The 20478-nt window shown below is 72.8% G+C and carries 18 protein-coding genes and 3 pseudogenes; 10 read left to right on the forward strand and 11 right to left on the reverse strand.

Translation table 11 applies throughout. From position 1 onward, the window contains the following. Positions 1-218: 218 nt before the first annotated feature. From ACWDVW_RS01665 to mshD, 3 genes are all read left to right on the forward strand, one after another. Positions 219-956: a winged helix-turn-helix transcriptional regulator gene (locus tag ACWDVW_RS01665; RefSeq protein ID WP_350699330.1), complete on the forward strand. Its 738-nt coding sequence runs from the start codon at positions 219-221 to the stop codon at positions 954-956. A 110-nt stretch (positions 957-1066) separates the two neighbouring features. Next, positions 1067-1933: a polysaccharide deacetylase family protein gene (locus ACWDVW_RS01670; protein ID WP_449943432.1), complete on the forward strand. Its 867-nt coding sequence runs from the start codon at positions 1067-1069 to the stop codon at positions 1931-1933. 57 nt (positions 1934-1990) lie between these two features. After that, on the forward strand, positions 1991-2911 hold the full coding sequence (gene mshD / locus ACWDVW_RS01675) for a mycothiol synthase (RefSeq protein WP_449943435.1): 921 nt from the start codon (positions 1991-1993) through the stop codon (positions 2909-2911). A gap of 6 nt (positions 2912-2917) precedes the next feature. Here the strand turns inward: mshD and ACWDVW_RS01680 are convergent, their stop codons facing one another. Further along, positions 2918-3763, reverse strand: a complete 846-nt coding sequence (locus ACWDVW_RS01680; protein WP_449943438.1) for an NUDIX hydrolase — start codon at positions 3761-3763, stop codon at positions 2918-2920. A 76-nt stretch (positions 3764-3839) separates the two neighbouring features. Between ACWDVW_RS01680 and ACWDVW_RS01685 the strand changes: the two genes are divergently transcribed. Continuing rightward, positions 3840-4808 (forward strand): Gfo/Idh/MocA family protein, encoded by a 969-nt coding sequence (locus ACWDVW_RS01685; RefSeq protein ID WP_449943441.1) that lies wholly within the window; start codon positions 3840-3842, stop codon positions 4806-4808. A 62-nt stretch (positions 4809-4870) separates the two neighbouring features. Here the strand turns inward: ACWDVW_RS01685 and ACWDVW_RS01690 are convergent, their stop codons facing one another. From ACWDVW_RS01690 to ACWDVW_RS01705, 4 genes are all read right to left on the reverse strand, one after another. Next, on the reverse strand, positions 4871-5875 hold the full coding sequence (locus ACWDVW_RS01690; RefSeq protein WP_449943444.1) for an anion permease: 1005 nt from the start codon (positions 5873-5875) through the stop codon (positions 4871-4873). 4 nt (positions 5876-5879) lie between these two features. Beyond that, on the reverse strand, positions 5880-6506 hold the full coding sequence (locus tag ACWDVW_RS01695) for a DUF47 domain-containing protein (RefSeq protein WP_350699318.1): 627 nt from the start codon (positions 6504-6506) through the stop codon (positions 5880-5882). A gap of 129 nt (positions 6507-6635) precedes the next feature. After that, a complete protein-coding gene (locus tag ACWDVW_RS01700; protein ID WP_449943448.1) occupies positions 6636-7565 on the reverse strand; it encodes a PPK2 family polyphosphate kinase in 930 nt (309 codons plus the stop codon). A gap of 58 nt (positions 7566-7623) precedes the next feature. Then, entirely contained in the window at positions 7624-8130 is a 507-nt protein-coding gene (locus ACWDVW_RS01705) for a DUF402 domain-containing protein (RefSeq protein ID WP_449943451.1), read from the reverse strand. 67 nt (positions 8131-8197) lie between these two features. On the opposite strand from ACWDVW_RS01705, the pseudogene ACWDVW_RS01710 reads away from it, so the two are divergent. Both ACWDVW_RS01710 and ACWDVW_RS01715 read left to right on the forward strand, forming a co-directional pair. Further along, a pseudogene (locus ACWDVW_RS01710) lies at positions 8198-9631 on the forward strand (ATP-dependent DNA helicase); the annotation flags it as partial. Positions 9632-9754: 123 nt separating this feature from the next. Beyond that, positions 9755-10432: pseudogene (locus tag ACWDVW_RS01715) on the forward strand (ATP-dependent DNA helicase); the annotation flags it as partial. Positions 10433-10506: 74 nt separating this feature from the next. Here the strand turns inward: ACWDVW_RS01715 and ACWDVW_RS01720 are convergent. Further along, complete coding sequence (locus tag ACWDVW_RS01720) at positions 10507-11805, reverse strand: AI-2E family transporter (RefSeq protein ID WP_449943453.1); 1299 nt, start codon at positions 11803-11805, stop codon at positions 10507-10509. A gap of 170 nt (positions 11806-11975) precedes the next feature. Here ACWDVW_RS01720 and ACWDVW_RS01725 point away from each other — a divergent pair, with 170 nt between their 5' ends. Next, positions 11976-12314 carry a GroES family chaperonin gene (locus tag ACWDVW_RS01725; protein ID WP_396741981.1) on the forward strand — a complete coding sequence of 113 codons (339 nt, stop codon included), beginning with the start codon at positions 11976-11978 and terminating at the stop codon, positions 12312-12314. A 161-nt stretch (positions 12315-12475) separates the two neighbouring features. Then, the gene (locus tag ACWDVW_RS01730) at positions 12476-12643 is read left to right on the forward strand and encodes a hypothetical protein (RefSeq protein ID WP_449943457.1); all 168 of its coding nucleotides are present in this window, start codon (positions 12476-12478) and stop codon (positions 12641-12643) included. Positions 12644-12659: 16 nt separating this feature from the next. Here the strand turns inward: ACWDVW_RS01730 and ACWDVW_RS01735 are convergent, their stop codons facing one another. Continuing rightward, positions 12660-14162 carry a PrsW family intramembrane metalloprotease gene (locus ACWDVW_RS01735; RefSeq protein WP_396741983.1) on the reverse strand — a complete coding sequence of 501 codons (1503 nt, stop codon included), beginning with the start codon at positions 14160-14162 and terminating at the stop codon, positions 12660-12662. Positions 14163-14180: 18 nt separating this feature from the next. Further along, positions 14181-15395, reverse strand: coding sequence for an FUSC family protein (locus tag ACWDVW_RS01740; RefSeq protein ID WP_449943524.1), 1215 nt, complete (start codon positions 15393-15395; stop codon positions 14181-14183). Positions 15396-15558: 163 nt separating this feature from the next. Between ACWDVW_RS01740 and ACWDVW_RS01745 the strand changes: the two genes are divergently transcribed. Then, complete coding sequence (locus ACWDVW_RS01745) at positions 15559-16248, forward strand: HD domain-containing protein (protein WP_449943461.1); 690 nt, start codon at positions 15559-15561, stop codon at positions 16246-16248. 48 nt (positions 16249-16296) lie between these two features. On the opposite strand, the pseudogene ACWDVW_RS01750 reads toward ACWDVW_RS01745, so the two are convergent. After that, positions 16297-16506: pseudogene (locus tag ACWDVW_RS01750) on the reverse strand (DUF4031 domain-containing protein); the annotation flags it as partial. 26 nt (positions 16507-16532) lie between these two features. On the opposite strand from ACWDVW_RS01750, the gene ACWDVW_RS01755 reads away from it, so the two are divergent. Continuing rightward, the gene (locus ACWDVW_RS01755; protein ID WP_449943464.1) at positions 16533-17927 is read left to right on the forward strand and encodes an FAD-binding oxidoreductase; all 1395 of its coding nucleotides are present in this window, start codon (positions 16533-16535) and stop codon (positions 17925-17927) included. A gap of 45 nt (positions 17928-17972) precedes the next feature. Here the strand turns inward: ACWDVW_RS01755 and ACWDVW_RS01760 are convergent, their stop codons facing one another. Next, positions 17973-18500: a hypothetical protein gene (locus ACWDVW_RS01760; protein WP_449943466.1), complete on the reverse strand. Its 528-nt coding sequence runs from the start codon at positions 18498-18500 to the stop codon at positions 17973-17975. Positions 18501-18583: 83 nt separating this feature from the next. Then, positions 18584-20443 carry a glycerol-3-phosphate dehydrogenase/oxidase gene (locus ACWDVW_RS01765; protein WP_396741991.1) on the reverse strand — a complete coding sequence of 620 codons (1860 nt, stop codon included), beginning with the start codon at positions 20441-20443 and terminating at the stop codon, positions 18584-18586. Positions 20444-20478 lie beyond the last annotated feature (35 nt).

Consider the following 20478-nt stretch of genomic DNA (forward strand, 5'->3'; position numbering starts at 1 on the left):
GGGTGCCACGGTTTCCGCGACGTTAAAACCTGGGCCGCGATCAGGGGCAGAAGGTGCAAACAGGAAACCGCGACAAGGTCCGAGCCGGGCCATCGGCTAGTCTCAAGCCGAAACCCGCCCGTCAGCGACGCCGGGACCCACGGAAGTTCCCAGCGCCCACTCGCCCTGAGTGCCGCTGGTCGCGTGCGGCCACACCGGCCGCCGGGACGGAGGTGATCGTGGAGATCCTGCTGCTGGTGACCGCACGGGCAGGCGAACCATCCGCAGTGCTGCCGGCACTCGACCTGCTGCCGCACTCGGTTCGCACCGCACCGCGCGACGTCCGCACTCTGGTCGCCGGCCCGAGCCCGGACGCCGTACTCGTCGACGCCCGCTCCGAGCTGAGCGAGGCGCGGGCGACCTGCCGCATGCTGCACGCCACCGGACTGGGCGTACCGCTGGTCGCGGTCGTCACCGAGGCCGGCCTGATCGCGCTCAACGCCGACTGGGGCGTGGACGACGTCATCCTCGCCTCCGCCGGCCCGGCCGAGGTGGAAGCCCGACTGCGGCTCGCGGTCGGCCGGTTGAGCAACGCCACGGCCGGCGCCGGCGGCTCGATCCGGGCCGGCGAGCTGATGATCGACCCGGACACCTACGCCGCCAAGCTCAAGGGCCGCCCGCTCGACCTCACCTACAAGGAGTTCGAGCTGCTGAAGTTCCTGGCCCAGCACCCGGGCCGGGTGTTCACCCGCGACCAGTTGCTGCGCGAGGTCTGGGGCTACGACTACTTCGGCGGCACGCGGACGGTGGACGTACACGTTCGCCGCCTGCGGGCCAAGCTCGGCTCCGAGTACGAGTCGATGATCGGCACCGTGCGCCAGGTGGGCTACAAGTTCGTCGTGCCGTCGAACCGGGCACTGGCCGAGGCCACCGAGCACGCGGCCCTGGCGCTGCGCCCCCTCACCGTCGAGGGCTAAATCCCTATACGCCCCTTTTGGTCGACTTGCCGGTCTTATGGTGACTGCCGAGTCGACCAGCAAAAGGGGCTGCGGTGGGCACGTATTACGGGAGCTCGGCACGACCTCCGGTGGGCACGGCACAGGCGGTCGGCATCATCGCGCTCGTGGTGTCCGCGGTGCTCGGCTCGGCGTACCTGCTCGGGCGCAACCTGCTGCCCGAGGAGCCGCGCAACGACTCCGCGGTCACCGCGACCGGTGCCGAGCACCCCGAGTACGCCGACCAGGTCCCGCCCTCGGCGGACTCCCCCGCACCCACCGGCACCCCCAGCTCCGTCCCGCCCAGCGGTGTCCCGCACGACCCGGACCACGGAGAGACCCCGGACCCCAACTTCGGCCCGATGGGCACCCGGGTCACCACCGGCACCGGCACCGTCGCCCTCACCTTCGACGACGGGCCGAACCCGGACTACACGCCCCAGGTGCTCGCCCTGCTGCGGGAGCACCGGGTCACCGCGACCTTCTGCCTGGTGGGCCAGAACGTCCAGGCGTACCCGTGGCTCGTCCAGCAGATCGTGGCCGACGGTCACACGCTGTGCAATCACAGCTGGGAACACGACGTGACGCTGGGCGCGCGGTCACCGGAACAGATCCGCAACGATCTGCTGCGGACCAGTGAGGCGATCCGCGCCGCCGTGCCGGACGCCCCGATCGCCTGGTACCGCCAGCCCGGCGGCGCCTGGACGTACTCCCTGGTCGCCACCGCCCGGGAACTCGGCATGACGCCGTTGCACTGGACGCTGGATACCTCCGACTGGCAGCGGCCCGGCGCGACCCGGATCGCCGCGTCGGTGCTCGACGGGGTGCAGCCCGGTTCGATCGTCCTGCTGCACGACGCCGGGGGCGACCGACAGGGCACAGTGGACGCCCTGTACCGCATCCTGCCCGAGCTGAGTGGCCGGCTCGACGTACAGGCGCTGCCGCGTCACGGCTTCTGACCGGCGTCGTCCCGCCCACCGCCGCGATGTCGCCGGTGACCCGGATACGGTGACGGGATGAGCGGCACTCGATCGACCGGCGACCAGGTCCACCGCACCGAGCGGCTCGGGCCGACGGAGATCGCCGAGGTGCTGGCGCTGGCGCGGACGGCGGGCGACTCCGACGGCGCGGACCCGCTGGACGAACACGTCCTGCTCCGGCTGCGCGACGAGCGGGCACCCGCGATCCATCTGCTGACCCGCGACGACGGCACTCTCACCGGGTACGCCCACCTGGACACCGGCGACCCGGGCAGCGGGATCGGGGCGGAACTCGTGGTGCACCCGGCGTACCGGCGACGCGGCATCGGTCGGGCGCTGGCCCGGGCGGTGGTCGCCGCCGCCACCGGGCCGCTGCGCGCCTGGGCACACGGCGACCACCCGTCGGCCGCCGCGCTCGCGGTGGACCTCGGCTTCCGCCGCGCCCGGGTGCTCTGGCAACTGCGTCGGCCGCTGACCGCACTGGACCCGCCACGCCTGCCCGACGGGGTGGAACTGCGTGCGTTCCGCCCCGGCCAGGACGACGACGCCTGGCTGACCCTGAACGCGCGGGCCTTCGCCGACCATCCCGAGCAGGGCCGGTGGAGCGCCGACGACCTACGGGTACGCCTCGACGAGCCGTGGTTCGACCCGGCCGGTTTCCTGCTCGCCGTCGAATCGGCGACCGGTCGGCTGCTCGGCTTCCACTGGACGAAGGTGCACGAGCGAGAGGGCTCGGCGCGCATCGGCGAGGTGTACGTACTCGGGGTGGAGCCGTCCGCGCACGGCGGTGGGCTCGGTCGGGCGCTGACCACGGCGGGGCTGGCGTACCTGCGGGAGCAGCGCGGGCTGGACCGGGTGATGCTCTACGTGGACGAGTCCAACACCGGCGCGGTGGCGCTCTACGAACGGACCGGGTTCGCCCGCTGGTCCGCCCACGTCAACTACCACCTGGGCTGAGGCGGGTCAGCGCGTCGGCGGGTCACCCAGATAGAAGCGGGGATCGACCTCGTCGGTGAGGTCCAGCACCGGCGTGATCGGGGTGGCCGCGTCCCGGGCCGCCGCCGCCCGCGCCACCGCCGCCAGGTCGTCGCAGGCGGCCACCTCGGCGAGCGTGACCTGGGTCGGCGGCAGCATCGTCAACTCACCGGCCGCAGCCCGTCGGCAGGCGTCCGCAGGACGGATCCAGAGGGCGTGGTCGGCCTCGCCGGAGACCTCCCGGGTCCGCTGCCCCTCGGGCAGCAGCGCGACGAAGAAGTACGTGTCGAAGCGGCGCGGCTCGAAGTCCGGGGTCACCCAGCGGCTCCACGGCAGCAGCAGATCGGAGCGGAGCGTCAGGTCCCGCGCGGCCAGCAACTCGGCGAAGCCGGTACGCCGCTGCTCCAGGTCGACCCGGGCGGCCTCCCAGCCGTCGTCGCTGACGTCGCCGACCACCCGGCCCGCATCCGGGCCGGCGAGCAGCACCCCGGCCTCCTCGAACACCTCGCGGGCCGCCGCGCAGACCACCGCCTGCGCGGCCTGCGGCGGCACACCGAGCCGTACGCCCCAGTCGGCCGGCTCGGGTCCCGCCCAGTCGAGGTGTGCGGTCGAGTCCGAGGGGTCGACGCCGCCGCCGGGGAAGGCGTACATGCCGCCGAAGGCCATCGCCGCGACCCGGCGGATCAGGTAGACCTCGAAGCCCTCGTGCGCCGGGCGCAGCAGCAGCACGGTGGCGGCCGTCCGGGGCACCGCGGGAACCCCGCCCGACGCCTGGAACCGGCGGGCGTGCTCCACCAGCGCGGGCGGCGCGGGATAACCACGATCCAGGGTCATACGCCGAGCTTAGAGCGATGTCCCGGCCGGTGGATCAGCGGTGCCGCCCGGAGGTGATCTTCGGTAACGTCACGCCATGACTCGTTGGGGCATTCTGGCCACCGGCCACATCGCCGCCCGCTTCGCCGAAGACCTCCGCCTGGTGCCGGGCGCGGAACTCGTCGCGGTCGGCTCACGGACCGCCGAGAGCGCCGAGCGCTTCGCCGAACGACACGGCGCGACCCGCGCGCACGGCACCTGGGACGACCTGGCCGCAGACCCCGAGGTGGACGTGATCTACGTCGCCACCCCGCACGCCGCGCACTACGAGGCGGCCGGCACCTGCCTCGCCGCCGGCAAGCCGGCGCTGGTGGAGAAGCCGTTCACGCTCGACCTGGCCACCAGCACCGAGCTGGTCCAGACCGCGCGCGCGGGCGGCGTCTTCCTGATGGAGGCCATGTGGATGCGGTGCAACCCGCTCATCCTGCGCGCCTGTGAGCTGATCGCCGAGGGGGCGATCGGCACGGTCACCGGCGTACGCGCCGACTTCGGCGTGGCCGGGCCGTTCCCGCCCGAGCACCGGATGCGGGCCCGGGCGCTGGGCGGGGGTGCGCTGCTGGACCTGGGCGTCTACCCGGTGAGCCTGGCCCACCTGATCCTCGGCGTGCCGCAGCACGTCCGGTCGTGGGCGAAGCTGGGCCCGGAGGGCACGGACGAGAACACCGGCATCGTCCTCGGGTACGACTCCGGCGCCGTCGCCACGCTGAGCTGCGGCATGGTCGGGGCGACCGGGCTCACCGCCTCGATCATCGGCACCACCGGGCGGATCGAGCTGCCCGACCCGTTCTTCCGGCCGGACGGCTTCGTCCTGCACCGGGCGGACGCGCCGGCCGAGACGATCAGCGCTGAGCTGGTCGGCAACGGCTACCAGTACGAGGCGATCGAGGTGCAGCGCTGCCTGGCCGAGGGGCTGACCGAGAGCCCGCTGGTGCCGCACTCGGCGACCCTGGAGATCATGACCCTGCTGGACGACGTCCGCGCGCAGATCGGCGTCTCCTACCTCTGAGCGATGTTAGGAAGGGTCCCCTGCTATACGCGAGGCGTTAGCAGGGGACCCTTCCTTTCACCTCAGCTGAACAGGGGGCGGACGACGAAGTACATGATCGCGCCGATCGAGCCGGCCGCCGGGAAGGTCAGGATCCAGGCGCCGACGATGTTGCCGGCCACGCCCCACCGCACGGCGGAGAGCCGCTTGGTCGCCCCGACGCCCATGATCGCCGAGGTGATCGTGTGGGTGGTCGAGATGGGCGCGCCGAGCACCAGCGCGTTGAAGTAGAGCACGCCGCTGGCCACGGTCTCGGCCGCGAAGCCCTCCGGCGGACGCAGGTCGATGATCTTCCGCCCGAGGGTACGGATGATCCGCCAACCACCGGCGTACGTGCCGGCGGCCAGCACGGCGGCCGAGGTCCAGAACGCCCACTCCGGGATGTAGGTGGCGTCCTCCTGGTAGCCACCGACGAAGAGGGCGAGCACCACGATGCCGATGGTCTTGGCGGCGTCCTGCATGCCGTGGCCGACCGACATGGCCGCCGCCGAGGCGGTCTGCGCCCAGCGGAAGCCCCGGTTCAGCTTGCCCGGGTGGCCCTTGCGGAAGATCCACTGCACGGCGATCATCGCGATGTAGCCGAGGATGAAGCCGACCATCGGCGACAGGATCATCGGGATGATCACGTTCTCGCCGATGCCCGACCAGAGCACGGTGCCGGAGGCCGCCACGGTCGAGCCGACCAGGCCACCGATCAGGGCGTGCGAGGAGGACGACGGCAGCCCGAAATACCAGGTGATGATGTTCCAGGTGATCGCGCCGATGACACCGGCGAAAACGATACCGAGGCTGGACACACCGGTGGGCAGCGCCACCAGCCCGCTGCCGACGGTCTTGGCGACCTCGGCGCCGAAGTGGGCGCCGATGAAGTTGCCGACCGCCGCCATGGCGAGCGCGACCCGGGGTGTGAGCGCCCGGGTGGAGATGCTGGTCGCGATCGCGTTCGCGGCATCGTGGAAGCCGTTGGTGTAGTCGAACACCAGGGCCACCCCGATCACCGCAAGCACCGCGATGAGCTCGGGACTCACAGGATCAGGACTCCTTGACCGCGATGGTCTCGACGGTGTTCGCCACGTGCTCGAAGGCGTCGCACGCGGCCTCCAGTTCGTCGGCGACCTCCTTCATCTTGAGCACGGTCAAGGCGTCGTACTCGCCCGAGAAGAGCCGCACCAGCAGCATCCGGTACGCCTGGTCGCCGTCGTTCTCCAGCCGGTTGATCTCGATCCAGTAGTCCTCCAGGTCCTTCATCGACTTCAGCCGGGGCATCGCCTCGGCGGTCAACTTGGCCTGCTGGTCGAGGACGTGCACCAGCTCGTGCATCTCCCGGGGCAGCGAGGGCAGCTTGGTCAGCCCGTACAGGTAGAGCAGGTTGCCGACCGCCTCCAGGTGGTCCATCACGTCGTCCAGCAGCGACCCCAACCGGTAGATGTCCTCCCGGTCGAACGGAGTGACGAAGGTCGAGTTGATCTTCTTGAACAACTCGTGGGTGATCTGGTCACTGTCGTGCTCGACCTCGGTGAGCCGTTCGCTGACCGACTGCACCTCGACATCGGGCAGGGCCAGCTCGTTCAGCAGCGCGGTACCCCGGACCAGGTTCTGCGCAGCCCTGGTGAAGAGCTCGTAGAAGGCGCCCTCGTTGGGGCGGAATGAAAACCTCACAGCACGGACCTCGTCGTGTCGGTGGTAGGGGTGCAGCCGCCGTCCGGCGCCCTGCTGAGGGAATGCTAGGGAACCCCCCGAGCGGCCCTTCGTCGGCCCACCCCTGGCCAGGTGCCATTCACCGCTCGTTCAACTTCCGTTCACCTTCAGCAGACCCGCTGTCCTCAACAACCGCTCCCGTTCACCCGCGATGTCGAAATCCGCGGGCGGATACCCGAGCGAGAGGGTGTCGAACGTCTCACGCAGCAGGTGCGCCACCGCCCAGTCCCGATACCACTTCCGGTCCGCCGGCACCGCGTACCAGGGCGCGGCGTCACTGCCGCACCGGCCGAGCAGCTCCGCGTACGCGGCCTGGTAGTCGTCCCAGCGGGCGCGGGCGTCGACGTCGGAGGGGTGGTACTTCCAGTGCTTCGTCGGGTCGTCCAGCCGGGCCAGCAGCCGGCGCGCCTGCTCGGTGTGCGAGATGTGCAGGAAGACCTTGACGATCGCCGTACCGCCGTCGGTCAGCTCCCGCTCGAAGTCGTCGATCTCGGCGTACCGGGGCCGCCAGACCTCCTCCGGCGCGCGCTCCTGCACCCGGGGCACCAGGATGTCCTCGTAGTGCGAGCGGTTGAACACCCCCAGATGACCTGCGGGCGGCAGCGCCTGTCGGATTCGCCACAGGAAATGGTGCCGTAGCTCCTCGGCGGTCGGCGGCCCGAACGCCCGGATGTGCACGCCGAGCGGGTTCATCGCGCCGACCACCCGCTTGACCGTGCCGTCCTTGCCACCGCAGTCCATCGCCTGGAGGACCAGCAGCACCCGACGTCCCGACCCCGGGTCGACCTTCGCACCGGCGAACAGCATCTCCTGCTGGCGGGCCAACCCGTCGCCGACCCACCTGACCTGCCGGCGGGCCCAGCCCTTGCGGTCCGGCCCGGTCACCTCGGGGCCGGGCAGCCCGGGCGACGCACGCGGATCGATCGCCCCGAGGTCGACCGGCCCTCCGGGTGCCACCCGGAGCAGGTCGCGTACCGCGCCGCCGACCGGCGCCACCACGTCAGTTCCCTCGTAGCCCATCGCAGCATCATCGCGCGACGACGGTGGTGGCGCGCGGCGACGCCGACGCGGGCCGGGCTCAGACCACCAAGGCCAACCATTTGCGGTACGCGGAGGCGAACGGCTCGGTGCCGTCACCCAGGGCACCGAGCAGCCACCGTGCCGCCGCCTCGGCCTCCACCACCAGGTCGTCGGGGTAGCCGAAGCGGGCCCGGTGCTCGGCGAACTCGTCCTCGTCACGCAGCTCGACCAGGCCGGTCTCCCGACGCCGGACCACGTCCAGGTCCAGGTCGATCAGGTGCACCGTGTCCTCGCCCTCCCAGCGGGCCGGGCTGGCGATGTCGCAGTAGACCTCGCTGGTGCGCGGGGGCGGGTTGAACATGCCGGTCCACCAGGCGTGGTGCGGCACGAGCAACACGAACGGGATCTGCTCGACCGACGGGCGGCCGTGGTAGACGGAGCTGGTGCCGGCCGACACGCCAAGCCAGACGCCGAGGTCGTCCTCGGTCAGCCGGCGGGCCGGGTAGTCGCGGTGGGCGCTGCCGTCGTACTTGCGGTAGATCACGCGGACCACGTCGCTCGGCATGAGTCGCACCCTAACCGATTCCGCCCACCCGTCGCCGTCAGGAAGTTACCGGACGACGGGGAGATATGTGCCGCACCGTGACACCGCAACACGGCCGCTCGGTACGGTCCGCGTCGGTCCCGGCGGGTACCGTGCCACGGTGACTCCGCCCCGTACCACCACCGGCTCCGCCCGCGCCAAGGCCCGCCGTCGAGGTGACCGGCCCGGCGGTGCCGACCTGCTCGCCGCCGCGGTCGGCGCGGTGCCCGGCGGCGCCGCCCGCCCCGGTCAGCAGCAGATGGCCACGGCCATCGAGGAGTGCGTCTCCTCCGGCGACCACCTGCTGGTGCAGGCCGGCACCGGGACCGGCAAGTCCCTGGCCTACCTGGCACCGGCGCTGACCGTCGACGGTCCGGTGGTGGTCTCCACCGCCACCCTGGCGTTGCAGTCCCAACTGGTCGAGCACGACCTGCCGCGACTGGCCGACGCGGTCGAGCCGGTGCTCGGCCGCCGGCCGACCTTCGCCGTGCTCAAGGGCCGCCACCACTACCTCTGCATGGCCCGCCTGGAGAACTCCAACGAGGACGAGCCGGAGGACACCCTCTTCGACGCACCGACCGAGCGCCCCGGCGGCGGCACCAAGTGGCTGGGCGAGGCCGGTCGGCTCGGCAAGCAGATCCAGCGTCTGCGGGACTGGTCCATGGAGACCGACACCGGTGACCGGGACGAACTCGACCCGGGCGTCGACGACCAGGCCTGGCGGCTGGTCTCCATGCCGGCCCGGGAGTGCGTCGGCGCGAGCCGCTGCCCGTACGGCGCGGAGTGCTTCGCGGAGGCGTCCCGGGCCCGCGCCCGGGAGGCCGACATCGTGGTGACCAACCACAGCCTGCTCGCCGTGGACATGCTCGCCGGACGGCACATCGTCCCGCCGCACAAGCTGCTCGTCGTGGACGAGGCGCACGAGCTGGCCGACCGGGTCTCCTCGGCGGCCCAGGCCGAGCTGACTCCGGAGCTGATCGACCGTTCTGCCCGGCGGGCCCGCCCGTTGCTGCGGCCGGAGACCGCCGAGGCGCTGACCGCGTCCGGTGACGCCCTCGCGGTCGGGCTGGCCGAGGCGCCGGTCGGGCGGATCACCGGTGGCCTGCCCGACCCGCTGCGGGAAGCCTGCACGCTGCTCGACGCGGCGACCCGCGCGGCGCTGGACAGCATCGGTGATATCAAGGCCGACGACCCCGACCCGGTCCGCAAGCAGCAGGCCAAGTCCGTGCTGGACGAACTCTCCACCACCGCCCAGCGGCTGCTGGACGAGGCGGAGCACGACGTGGCGTGGGTGGAGCGCAACGACAACACCGGTCGACGGGCCCTGGTCGTCGCGCCCCTGTCCGTCGCCGGCACGCTCGCCACCCACCTGTACGACGAGCGGACCGTGGTGGCCACCTCGGCGACCCTGGCCCTGGGCGGGCGCTTCGACACCGTGGCCCGGGCCCTGGGGCTGGACGCGCCGCCGCCCGCCCCGCCGACGCCGGCCGCCGCCGCGCTCGCCGACACCACCCGTCGGCCCCGGACGGCGTCGGGCGGCGCGACTCCGGTCGACGCCGGTTCGGGCGGCGATCCCGCCGGGTCCACGGCCGAGGCGGCGACCGACTCCGGCGCGGGCTGGCGGTCGCTGGACGTGGGCTCCCCCTTCGACTACCCCCGCCAGGGCATCCTCTATGTGGCCGCGCACCTGCCCCGACCCGGTGTCTCCGGGCTCCCGGACGCCGCCGGGGAGGAGTTGCTCTCACTGGTCACCGCGCTCGGCGGCCGTACGCTCGGGCTGTTCTCCTCTCGGCGGGCCGCGCAGCAGGCGGCGGAGTTGCTGCGGGCGCGCACCGACCTGCCCGTGCTGCTCCAGGGCGAGGAGGCGCTGCCACTGCTGGTGCGCAGGTTCCGGGAGGAGCGGTCGAGCTGCCTGTTCGGGGTGATGTCGCTGTGGCAGGGGGTGGACGTGCCCGGTGACGCGTGCCAGTTGGTGGTGATCGACCGGCTGCCCTTCCCCCGGCCGGACGAGCCGCTGGCCGCCGCGCGGGCGGCGGCGGTGGACGCCCAGGGCGGCTCCGGTTTCGCCGCCGTCAGCGTTCCGATCGCGGCGGTCCGCCTGGCCCAGGGGGTCGGGCGACTGATCCGGGCCAACGGTGACCGGGGCGTGGTGGCGGTGCTCGACTCCCGGCTGGAGACCGCCCGTGGGTACGGGCCGTTCCTGCGCCGTTCACTGCCGCCGTTCTGGTACACGACCCGGCGTGAGGTGGTCCAGGGCGCGCTGACCCGGCTCGCCGCCGACTGACGTCGGCTCGGCCGCGCCGGGCAAGGCTGGGCCAGGCCGGGGACCCAAGCCGAGCCGGGCAGGGCCACCGTGGGTCAGGGGGCGCGGGAGGCGACGACCACCGCGTCCGGTGGGGTGTCCGGTACGCGGCGCGCGGCAAGGCGGCGTACCGCCGTGTTGAGCACCGCGATCAGCGGCACGGCGACGAGGGCGCCGGTGATCCCGGCGAGCACCACGCCGGCGGCCAACCCGATGATCACCGCGAGCGGGTGGATGGCCACCGCCCGGCCCATGATCAGCGGCTGGAGGATGTGCCCCTCCACCTGCTGCACGCCGATCACCACACCGAGAATGATCAACGCGGTCACCGGGCCGCTGTCGACCAGCGCGACCAGCACCGCCACGCCACCGGAGAGCGTGGCGCCGACGATCGGGATGAACGCGCCGAGGAAGACCAGCGCGGCCAGCGGGAACGCGAACGGGATGTCGAAGATGACGAGGAAGATCCCGATGCCGACGGCGTCGATGAAGGCGACCAGCACGGTAGCCCGGACGTAGGCGCCCAGGGTCGCCCAGGAGGCCCGGCCGGCGTCGTCGACCTTCCAGCGCGCCGCCACCGGCAACAGCCGGACCAGGAACCGCCAGATGACGGTGCCGTCACGGAGGAAGAAGAACGCCGCGAAGAGCACCAGGACCGTACCGGTCAGCACCTCGGCCAGGGTCGCGGCGGTGGAGAGGGCGCCGCTGGTGAACCGCTCGGTGTTGTTGTTGACGAACTGCTGGATCTCCTCGATGTACCGGTCGAGGTCGTTGTCGGACAGGTGCAGCGGCCCGGTCTTGAGCCAGTCCTGGATCTGTTGCAGGCCCTGGGTCGACTTCGCGGCCAGTTCCGGTACGCCCTTGATGAACTCGTTGACCACCAGGGTCAACGTGCCGATCACCGCGGCCAGGCCGGCGACCAGCACCACCGCCGTCGCCAGCGACCTCGGGAACCGGGCCCGCAGCAGCCACCCGACGGCAGGGGCCAGCAACGCCGACAGCAACAGGGCGACGGCGAGCGGAATGATCACGATGCTGATCGTGCTGACGACCTTCACCAGCGCCCAGAACACGACGCCGACCACGATCAGCCGCCAGGACCAGCCGGCGGCGATGCGTAACGCGTGCGGCACGTCCGTGTCGTCGCGGCTGGAGGTGGAGGCGGGCCCGGGCTCCGGTGACTCCTCGTCGACCACGGTGGCGGCCGACGTCGCGGCCGGACCGGGCCGCGACGGTGAGGCTGTGGCGGCCGGCTCCGGCACGTCCGGCGGCCGGTTCCGGGCGGTACGCACCGAATCACGACCCGACTCGTACGCGCGACGCACGCGGCTGCGGATCCGCTCGAACCGGCTCACGGGCACCTCCAGGCAGATTTCGGCCCGCGCATGGGCGCCAGGGGCGGACAGGATACGTCCGACCGCTCCACGGTAGGGCAAACTTCCGCCACACATTGCCCCCACGGACGGCTGCCCAACCCGGGTGACCACCGGTGGTGCGCCGGAGGCGACACGGTAGCGTCTGCGGCGTGACAGCCGACCCGAATCTCGACTCCGGCCTGCCCATCCGGCTGCTGCACGACCGCGTGCTGGTGCGGGTGGACGGGAGCGAGGGCGAGCGCCGGTCCACCGCCGGCATCGTCATCCCCGCCACCGCAGCCGTGGGCAAGCGTCTGGCCTGGGCCACCGCCGTCGGAGTCGGGCCGCACGTACGCTCGATCGTCTCCGGTGACCGGGTGCTCTTCGACCCGGACGACCGCTCGGAGGTGGAGCTGCACGGGCGTGGCTACGTGCTGCTGCGCGAGCGTGACGTGCACGCGGTGGCCGCCGAGCGGGTCGAGGAGGACGCCACCGGGCTCTATCTGTGACCCCGGTGGCACCGAGACACCCGAAGACACCGATACACCCGGCGACGGCAGCGCCCCTCGTGGGCTGCCCGACCGCTCCCGGACGGCACTGACTCCGTCCGCGTCGTTTGCCACGCTCCCCGGCGGGAAGCCAGCCGCACCACCGGCCCTGGGGAGGGACGATGCCGGTATTCGTGAAGAAGGTGCTGGCCTGGGGCAGCCTCGCGTTCCTGATCTATTTCATGGCCTTCCGGCCGGAGGGCGCCGCCCAGATGTTCCGGTCGATCGGGGCGGCCCTGATGATGATGGCGCAGGGGCTCGGGGACTTCCTGACCAGCCTGTTGGCCTGAACAGGCGCCCGCCCGCTCAGCGGTGGCCCGGCGGCCAGTGCGCGGGCGGGTGCTGCCCGTGCCAGCCGTACGGGCCGTACCCGGCGGGATAGGCGGGCGGCGGCGGGGGCTGCGGGGGCGCGAGCACCACCGGGATGGGCACCACCGGCTCCTCCGGTGCCTCGACCGCCCGCTGTGAGCCGTCCGGGAAGCGCAGGTGGTATCGCTGCCCGTCCCAGACACCCACCGGGGTCTGCGGGTCCCGGCCCACGAAGTACGAGCGGTACAGGCTGATCGAGTCCAACAACTCCCGTTCCTCCCGTGCCGTCCGTTCCCGGTCGGCGGGCCGGCGGTCCAGGCCCCGCGTCGCGCCGTCGCGCAGCAGCGCCAGCCGGGTCGCCGCGAACTGGTAGCCGCGCATCGCCCGCAGCCCCGCCTCGCCGCCCACGCGCTGCGCCCACACCCGGGCCGCGTGCCGCCGCCCGAGACTGCTCAGCGCCGCCACCTCCGGCGGGGTCAACCACCCGGCGCGGACGTAGTCGGGCAGGACCCGCTCGGTGAGCCGACCCTCCCAGGCCCGCAGCCAGACGGCGAAGCCGACCATGCCGAAGAAGATCGGCACCATCACACCGACGATGCCGACCACCGAGATCAGCACCTCGCCGGTGGCCTCGGCCAGCGTGGGCAGCAGGTTCCAGGCTCCGTGCAGCATCATCGCCAGCAGCAGGCCGGCGACCGGGGCGAAGAAGCGGACCCGCCGGTCGGCCGACCGGGCGGCGATACCGAGACCGATACCGGCCAACGAGGTGAACAGCGGGTGGGCGAAACCGAACAGCAGGATCCGGCCGATGAAGATGGCGATGACCTGCTGTGCGCCGGTCGCCGGGCCGTACTGCTCGACGCCGGAGGCGTACCCGAGGCCGCCCAGGTAGAGGATGTTCTCCACCATCGCGAAGCCGATCGCGGAGAGTCCGCAGTAGACCAGTCCGTCGGTGATGCCCGACCACTCCCGCCGCCGGAAGATCAGCAGCAGGATCGGGCCGAGGGTCTTGGTCAGCTCCTCGATGAACGGCGCGACCAGCACCGCGGTCAGCCCGGCGGGCAGTCCCTGGTCGTCGAACCAGTTGGCGGCCGTCTCGTTGACCAGCAGCGAGATCGAGGTGGAGACGAAGGCGCCCCAGGCGAAGCAGAAGATCAGATACTTCAACGGCTCCGGTTCGTACCGGTCGAGCCAGAGGAAGCAGGCCACCAGCACCGGCACCGGCAGGATCGCGGCGGCCGTGCCGACCAGCAACGCCTCCGTGCCGATACTGGCGCCGATGGTGAAGATGATGAAGATCGCGCCGACGGCGATCAGCAGGATCACCCCGGCCAGCACCAGGGCCCGCCGCCAGCGGAACCGGCGACGTGGCATGCCGGGCGCGCCGGGGCCACCGGGTGGCGCGCCGGGCACGGGAGGCGACGGCGGCAGGTATCCGCCGGACGGGGTGTCGGCCATGCGGTCAGCGTAGTCATGCCGGGCCCACCCGGCCCGGCGCATCGGCACCACGCCCCCGGCTCAGCCGACCGGGGGTGCGGTGGGCGCCTTGGCGGCCGGTTCCGGGCCGGCCGGCGCACCGGGCCGCTCCAGCTCACCGAAGGACTGCCGGACCAGCCGGTTCGCCTCCTCCTGGCTGATCCCCGAGGCCACCATCAGGTCGCTGGCGGTGGTACGCACCTGGGCGACCACCACGCTGCCGGAGAACCCGACCCCCTCCGCGTACGCCCGGCCGGCCTCGCTGACCGCGCGCAGCGACCGTTCCCGGGCCTGCTCGGGCTCCTCGCCCTGGGCGAACTCCTTCTTGAGCAGGCGGACCGACTCGGCGAGGTGCGCGACCGCGTCCGGCATCGGCCCCGGGACCGGTTCGTCGTCCTCGATCAGGGTGACGGCCCGCCGGATCAGCGTGCCGCTATTGCGCATCGCCCGGTCGATCGGCTCGGCCGCCTCGGCGTAGTGGGTCAGTTCGCTGCGCCGGTGCCAGCGCGCCGGGGAGAGCAGGGCGGTCTCCTTCGCGCCCTCGATCGCCTCGGTGAGTGCGGACAGCTCCTCCTTGTTGTCCCGCAACCGGTCCAGCGCCTGCTGGATCCGGTCGCGGTCCCGGTTGCGCAGTCCGTCGGCGGTGTGGTCGAGCTGCTCGGCGAGCAGGTCCAGAGCAGGCCGGGCGGCGCGGTTGAGCACCCGTAGCGGGTTGAGTGGCAGCAGGACGGCGGTGACCAGCAACGCGATGCTGCCGCCGACGAGCGCGTCGATGAACCGGGGGATCTCCAGGTCCTCGACCGACGGGCTGAGCGTCGCGATCAGCACCGCGGTGGCCGCCGCCTGGATGACGATGGCGACGCTGCCACCGGCGAAGATGGTGAGCAGGATCGCCGAGGTGACGATCAGTCCGAGCTGCCACGGACCGGTGCCCAGGAAATAGACCAGCAGGTCGCCGACGAACACCCCGACACCCACCCCGATGATCAGCTCGGCGGTGCGGCGGAACCGCTGGCCCACCGAGACGGCGAGGGTGCCGACCGCCGAGATCGGCGCGAAGACCGGCTGCGGGTTGCCCAGCAGTTCGTGCGCGGCCACCCAGGCCAGCCCGGCCGCGAGACCCGCCTGGAGGGCCAGGGCGAGTGACATCCGCACCCGGTGCAGGCGGTCCTTGAGGGTGGCCTTGCCCCGGTGGTGCAGTTGCGCGACCGTCTCCGCGATCCGCTGGGTGTCCACGTCCGACAGGCCGTCGCGCATGCGGTTGCCGCGCAGCAGGCGCAATCGTCGGTCCCGGGCCACCGCCATGGCCGCGACTACCCACGGCACGAAGGGACAATCCTCGCTGGGCGGGTGCACCCACCCATCGGGTGACGGATCCGCCGCAACCCGAGAGGGCGCCCGGTGGTGCAGACTCGTCCGGGTGACGGGGCTGATCGAACGCTGGCGTGCCGCCGCCGGATCGGCGGGCGCGACCACGCCGACGGCGGTGGACGACGCCGGGGCCGAGCTGCTCGCCCGGTGGCGGGAGCCGCACCGCCACTACCACACCGTCGAGCACCTGACCGCCGTGCTGGACGTCGTCGACCGGTACGCACCGGCCGCGTCCCGACCCGACCTGGTCCGGCTCGCCGCCTGGTGTCACGACGCGGTGTACGACCCCCGGGCACCCGGCGACCGCAACGAACGCGACAGCGCGGCGCTCGCCGAGGTCCTGCTCACCCGGGCCGGGCTGCCCGCCGCCGAGGTGGCCGAGGTCGGCCGGTTGGTCCTGCTCACCGCCGGGCACGCGGTGGACCCGGCGGACGCCGACGGTGTGCTGCTCTGCGACGCCGACCTGGCGGTGCTGGCCGCACCGGAGCCGGAGTACGACAGGTACGCGGCCGCGATCCGCCGGGAGTACGCCCACGTGCCGGAGCCGGACTACCGGGTCGGGCGGGCCCGGGTGCTCACCGGCCTGCTCGACCTGCCCGCGTTGTTCCGGCTAGCCCCGCTGGCCGACGCCGGACAGGCGCGGGCCCGGGCCAACCTGAGCCGCGAACTGACCGCCCTGACCGGCCGGGACCCGGGCGACGAGGTGTTTGGGCCGGCGCAGTCCGGTGGCCCGCAGTAGCCGGACCAGTTCGCGGCTCGGCACCACCTGCGCACCGAGCCAGACCGCCATCGCGAAGCGCTCCGCCGGGATGTCGTAGTGGTCCCGGTCGAAGCCGCGCCGGGGAGCGCCGAGCGTCTCGGCGAAGGCGTGCAGCTCGGCGACGGAGACGTCACTAATCAGGTGGGACCAGAGACGGCCCCGCGCCGGCCAGGCCGGCCGGTCCACGTAGATCACGGCAGCCACGGTACTCGGCGGCGACCCGAGGTTGATGATCACCGTCGGCCGGTCGTAGCCTCGGCCCCATGGCCAGCCTCCTCGACGACCTCCGCGCCGCGCTCGGCCCGGACGCGGTCCTCACCGACCCCGACCTGCTGCGCGGGCACGAGCGGGACGAGGCCGACCTGTGCGAGTCCGGCACGCCGCTGGTGGTGGTCCGGCCGCGCCGCACCGAGGAGGTGGCCGCCGTGGTCCGGGCGGCCGGGCGGCACGGCGTACCGGTGGTGCCGCAGGGCGCGCGGACCGGCCTGGCCGGTGCGGCGAACGCCGTCGCGGGTGCGGTGGTGCTGAGCACCGTGGCGATGGACGCGATCCTGGAGATCGACCCGGTGAGCCGGATCGCAGTGGTCCAGCCCGGCGTGGTCAACGCGGCGCTCAGCGGGGCCGTGGCCGAGCAGGGCCTGTGGTATCCGCCGGACCCGGGCTCCTGGGAGTCCTCCACCATCGGCGGCAACGTCGCCACCAACGCGGGCGGCATGTGCTGCGTCAAGTACGGCGTCACCACCGAGTACGTGCTCGGCCTGGAGGTGGTGCTCGCCTCCGGCGAGGTGCTGCGCACCGGCCGGCGTACCGCCAAGGGGGTGGCCGGGTACGACCTCACCCGTCTCTTCGTCGGCTCCGAGGGCACCCTCGGGGTGATCACCGAGGTGACCGTGGCGTTGCGCCCCGCCCCGGCGGAGTCGTTGACCCTGGTGGCGGTCTTCGGCTCCACCGCCGAGGCGGGCGACGCGGTGGCCCGCGTCGCCGCCCGTGGCCTCTCCCCCAGCCTGCTCGAACTGCTCGACCGCACGCACCTGGTGGCGATCGAGGCGTACCGGCCGATGGGGCTGCGCACCGACGCCGAGGCGCTGCTGCTGGCCGCCGTCGACACCGGTCCCCGCGCCGCCGAGGACCTGGCCGAGTTGGCCGCCGTCTGCGCGGACGCCGGTGCCGCCGAGGTGTACACGGCCACCGACGCGGTGGAGGCCGCCGCCCTGCTACAGGCCCGACGCCTGGCTCACCCGGCGATGGAGAAGTACGCCTCGGACACGTACCCGGGCGGCAACGGCGGCCTGGTCATCGACGACGTGGCGGTGCCCCGGGCGGCACTGGCCGCGCTGCTCGACGGGGTCGCCCGGATCGCCGCCGAGTGCCGGGTGCCGATCGGTGTGGTCGGTCACGCCGGTGACGGCAACATGCACCCCAACATCGTGGTCGACCGGGCCGATCCGGCCAGCCTGGAACGGGGCCGCCGGGCCTTCGACGAGATCATGCGCCTCGGCCTGGCACTCGGCGGCACCTGTACCGGCGAGCACGGCGTCGGGCTGCTCAAGCGGGAGTGGCTGGCCCGCGAGATCGGGCCGGTGGGCGTCCGGGTGCATCAGGCGATCAAGGACGCACTCGACCCGTCCGGGCTGCTCAATCCCGGCAAGGTGCTCTGAGCGGCGGGATTCTCGATACCGGCGAGGTGCGCCGGGCGGGCGGCCTCAGCCGACCATCTCGGCCGGGGTGTTCTGGGTGAGCAGCAGCAGGATCTCCTCGGCCACCTCGGGGCGCTCCTCACCGGGGCAGTCCTGCGAGGTGATCAGACCCGCCGAGGTGAGCAGGCTGGACGTCAACGCGCCGACACAGGTGACCCGGTAACCCCGGGCCTCGTCGGTCTCCTCGGCCAGCCCCGGATCGGCGAGCAACTGCTGCAACCGCTCGCGGTGCTCCTCGCTGAGCGTGCCGGTCGAGGTGACGCCGTCGCCGGCACAGTCGATGCACTCCCACCGGCCGTCGGGGGCCACGTTCAGGGTGCGCAGTGGACCGTCGCTGCCGAGGTTCTGCAACAGGCTGACCCGTCCCTGGCCGCTGGTCGCGGCGCCGCCGGCACCGGGCTGGTCGGCGGTCGACCCGCTCGCCGAGGTCTCCGGTTCGGCGCGCTGGCCGAACGGGGCGCATCCGCTCAGGGCGACCGCCACCAGGACGGTGACGGGCAGGGACACCAGCCGTGACCAGGGTTGCGCTATCACGCGCGGAACTTACCTTACCGTAGGTAGGGCACGGAACCGTCCGGACGGACATCCACCGCGCCTGATCTCCAGAGTGGACCAGGTCAGCGCGGCAGCCCGGCCGCGCCGTCGTCGGCACCACGGTCCGCCGGGTAGCCGCGCACGTCCGGCGCACCCAGCCGGGCGGCGTCGGCGGTCGCGTCGTCCGGCATCAACTGGGACTGCCGCTCCGCCTCCACCCGCGCCCGGTAGTGCGTCACCTCGCGCTCCCGCCGGGCCGCGTCCCAGCCCAGCACCGCGCCCATCAGCTCGGCCGCGTGCTCGGCCGACTCCAGCCCCCGGTGCGCGGTCTCGAAGGAGATCCGGGTACGCCGGGTGAGCACGTCCTCCAGGTGCAGCGCACCCTCGGCACGGGCCGCGTAGGTCACCTCCGCCGCGAGGTACTCCGGCGCGCCGGCCAGCGGAGACGCCTGCAACGGGTCGGCGTCGATCAGGGCGAGCAGGTCCAGGGTCAGGCTGCCGTAGCGCTCCAACAGGTGCTCGACCACCCCGACCGGCACCCCGTGCCGACGGGCCAGGTCGGCCCGGTCCCGCCACATCGACGCGTACCCGTCCGCGCCGAGCAACGGCAGATCGGCGGTCCGCGACGGGCGTTGTGTACCGAGCCGGTGCGCGGCCCGGTCGACCACGTCCGACGCCATCACCCGGTACGTCGTGTACTTGCCGCCGGCCACCAGCAACAACCCGAGCATCGGCTCGATGACGGCGTGCTCCCGGGACAGCTTCGAGGTGGAGTCCGCCTCGCCGGCCAGCAACGGGCGCAGCCCGGCGTAGACGCCCTCGATGTCAGCCGTGGTGAGCGGCCGGTCCAGCACCGTGTTCACCTGCCGCAGCAGGTAGTCGATGTCGCTGGCGGAGGCCGCCGGATGCGAGCGGTCGAGCCGCCAGTCGGTGTCCGTGGTGCCAATGATCCAGTGCCCACCCCAGGGGATCACGAACAGCACACTGCGGGCGGTCCGCAGGATCAGCCCGGTCTCGCCGGTGATCGCCGAGCGGGGCACCACCAGGTGCACCCCCTTGGACGCCCGGACCCGGATGCCGCGCCGCAACCCGACGTCGTCGAGCATCCGCGACATGTCGTCGGTCCACACCCCGGTGGCGGCGATCACGGTGCGGGCGCGTACCTCGAACTCGCCCTCCGGGGACCCGGCGGGCGCCTCCAGGTCGCGGACCCGCACCCCGGTCACCTCGCGGGCCTGCCGGATCAGCCCGACCGCCCGGGCGCTGCTCACCACCGTCGCGCCCAGGCTCGCCGCGGTGCGGGCCAGCGTCACCACCAGGCGGGCGTCGTCCACCTGACCGTCGTAGTAGCGGATCGCGCCGGCCAGCCCCTCGGTACGCAGGCTCGGGAAGACCCGGCGGGCACCCTCGCGGCTCAGGTGCCGGTGCAGCGGCATGCCCCGGCCGCCGCCGAAGAGACCCGCGAAGACGTCGTACGCGGCCACTCCGGCGCCGTAGTACGCCCGGCGCAGCACCCGGGCCGGAAGATCGCGTACGCCCTGCCCGGCGGGGAGCGGCACCAGGATCGGCACCGGACGCACCAGGTGCGGCGCCAACCGGGTGGCCAGCAGCCCCCGCTCGGTGAGCGCCTCGTGCACCAGGTTGAACTCCAACTGCTCCAGGTAGCGCAGGCCGCCGTGGATCAGCTTGCTGGATCGGCTGGACGTGCCGGCCGCGAAGTCGCGGGCCTCGACCAGGGCCACCTTCAGCCCACGGGAGGCCGCGTCGACGGCCGCACCGGCTCCGGTCACACCACCGCCGATGACCAGTACGTCGAAGCGCTCGGCCCGTAGCCGACGCAGGTCGTCGGCCCGGCGGGCGGGCGAGAGCTGGCCGGCAACGGATCGCAAGACGTGGGGATCGCGCACCCGTCCACGGTAGCCGCAGCGATCACCTGGTGGCATGCGACGGCCGCCCGGGACGGCCGCTGGAAGCCGGA

The sequence above is a fragment of the Micromonospora sp. NPDC003241 genome, assembly GCF_053589795.1.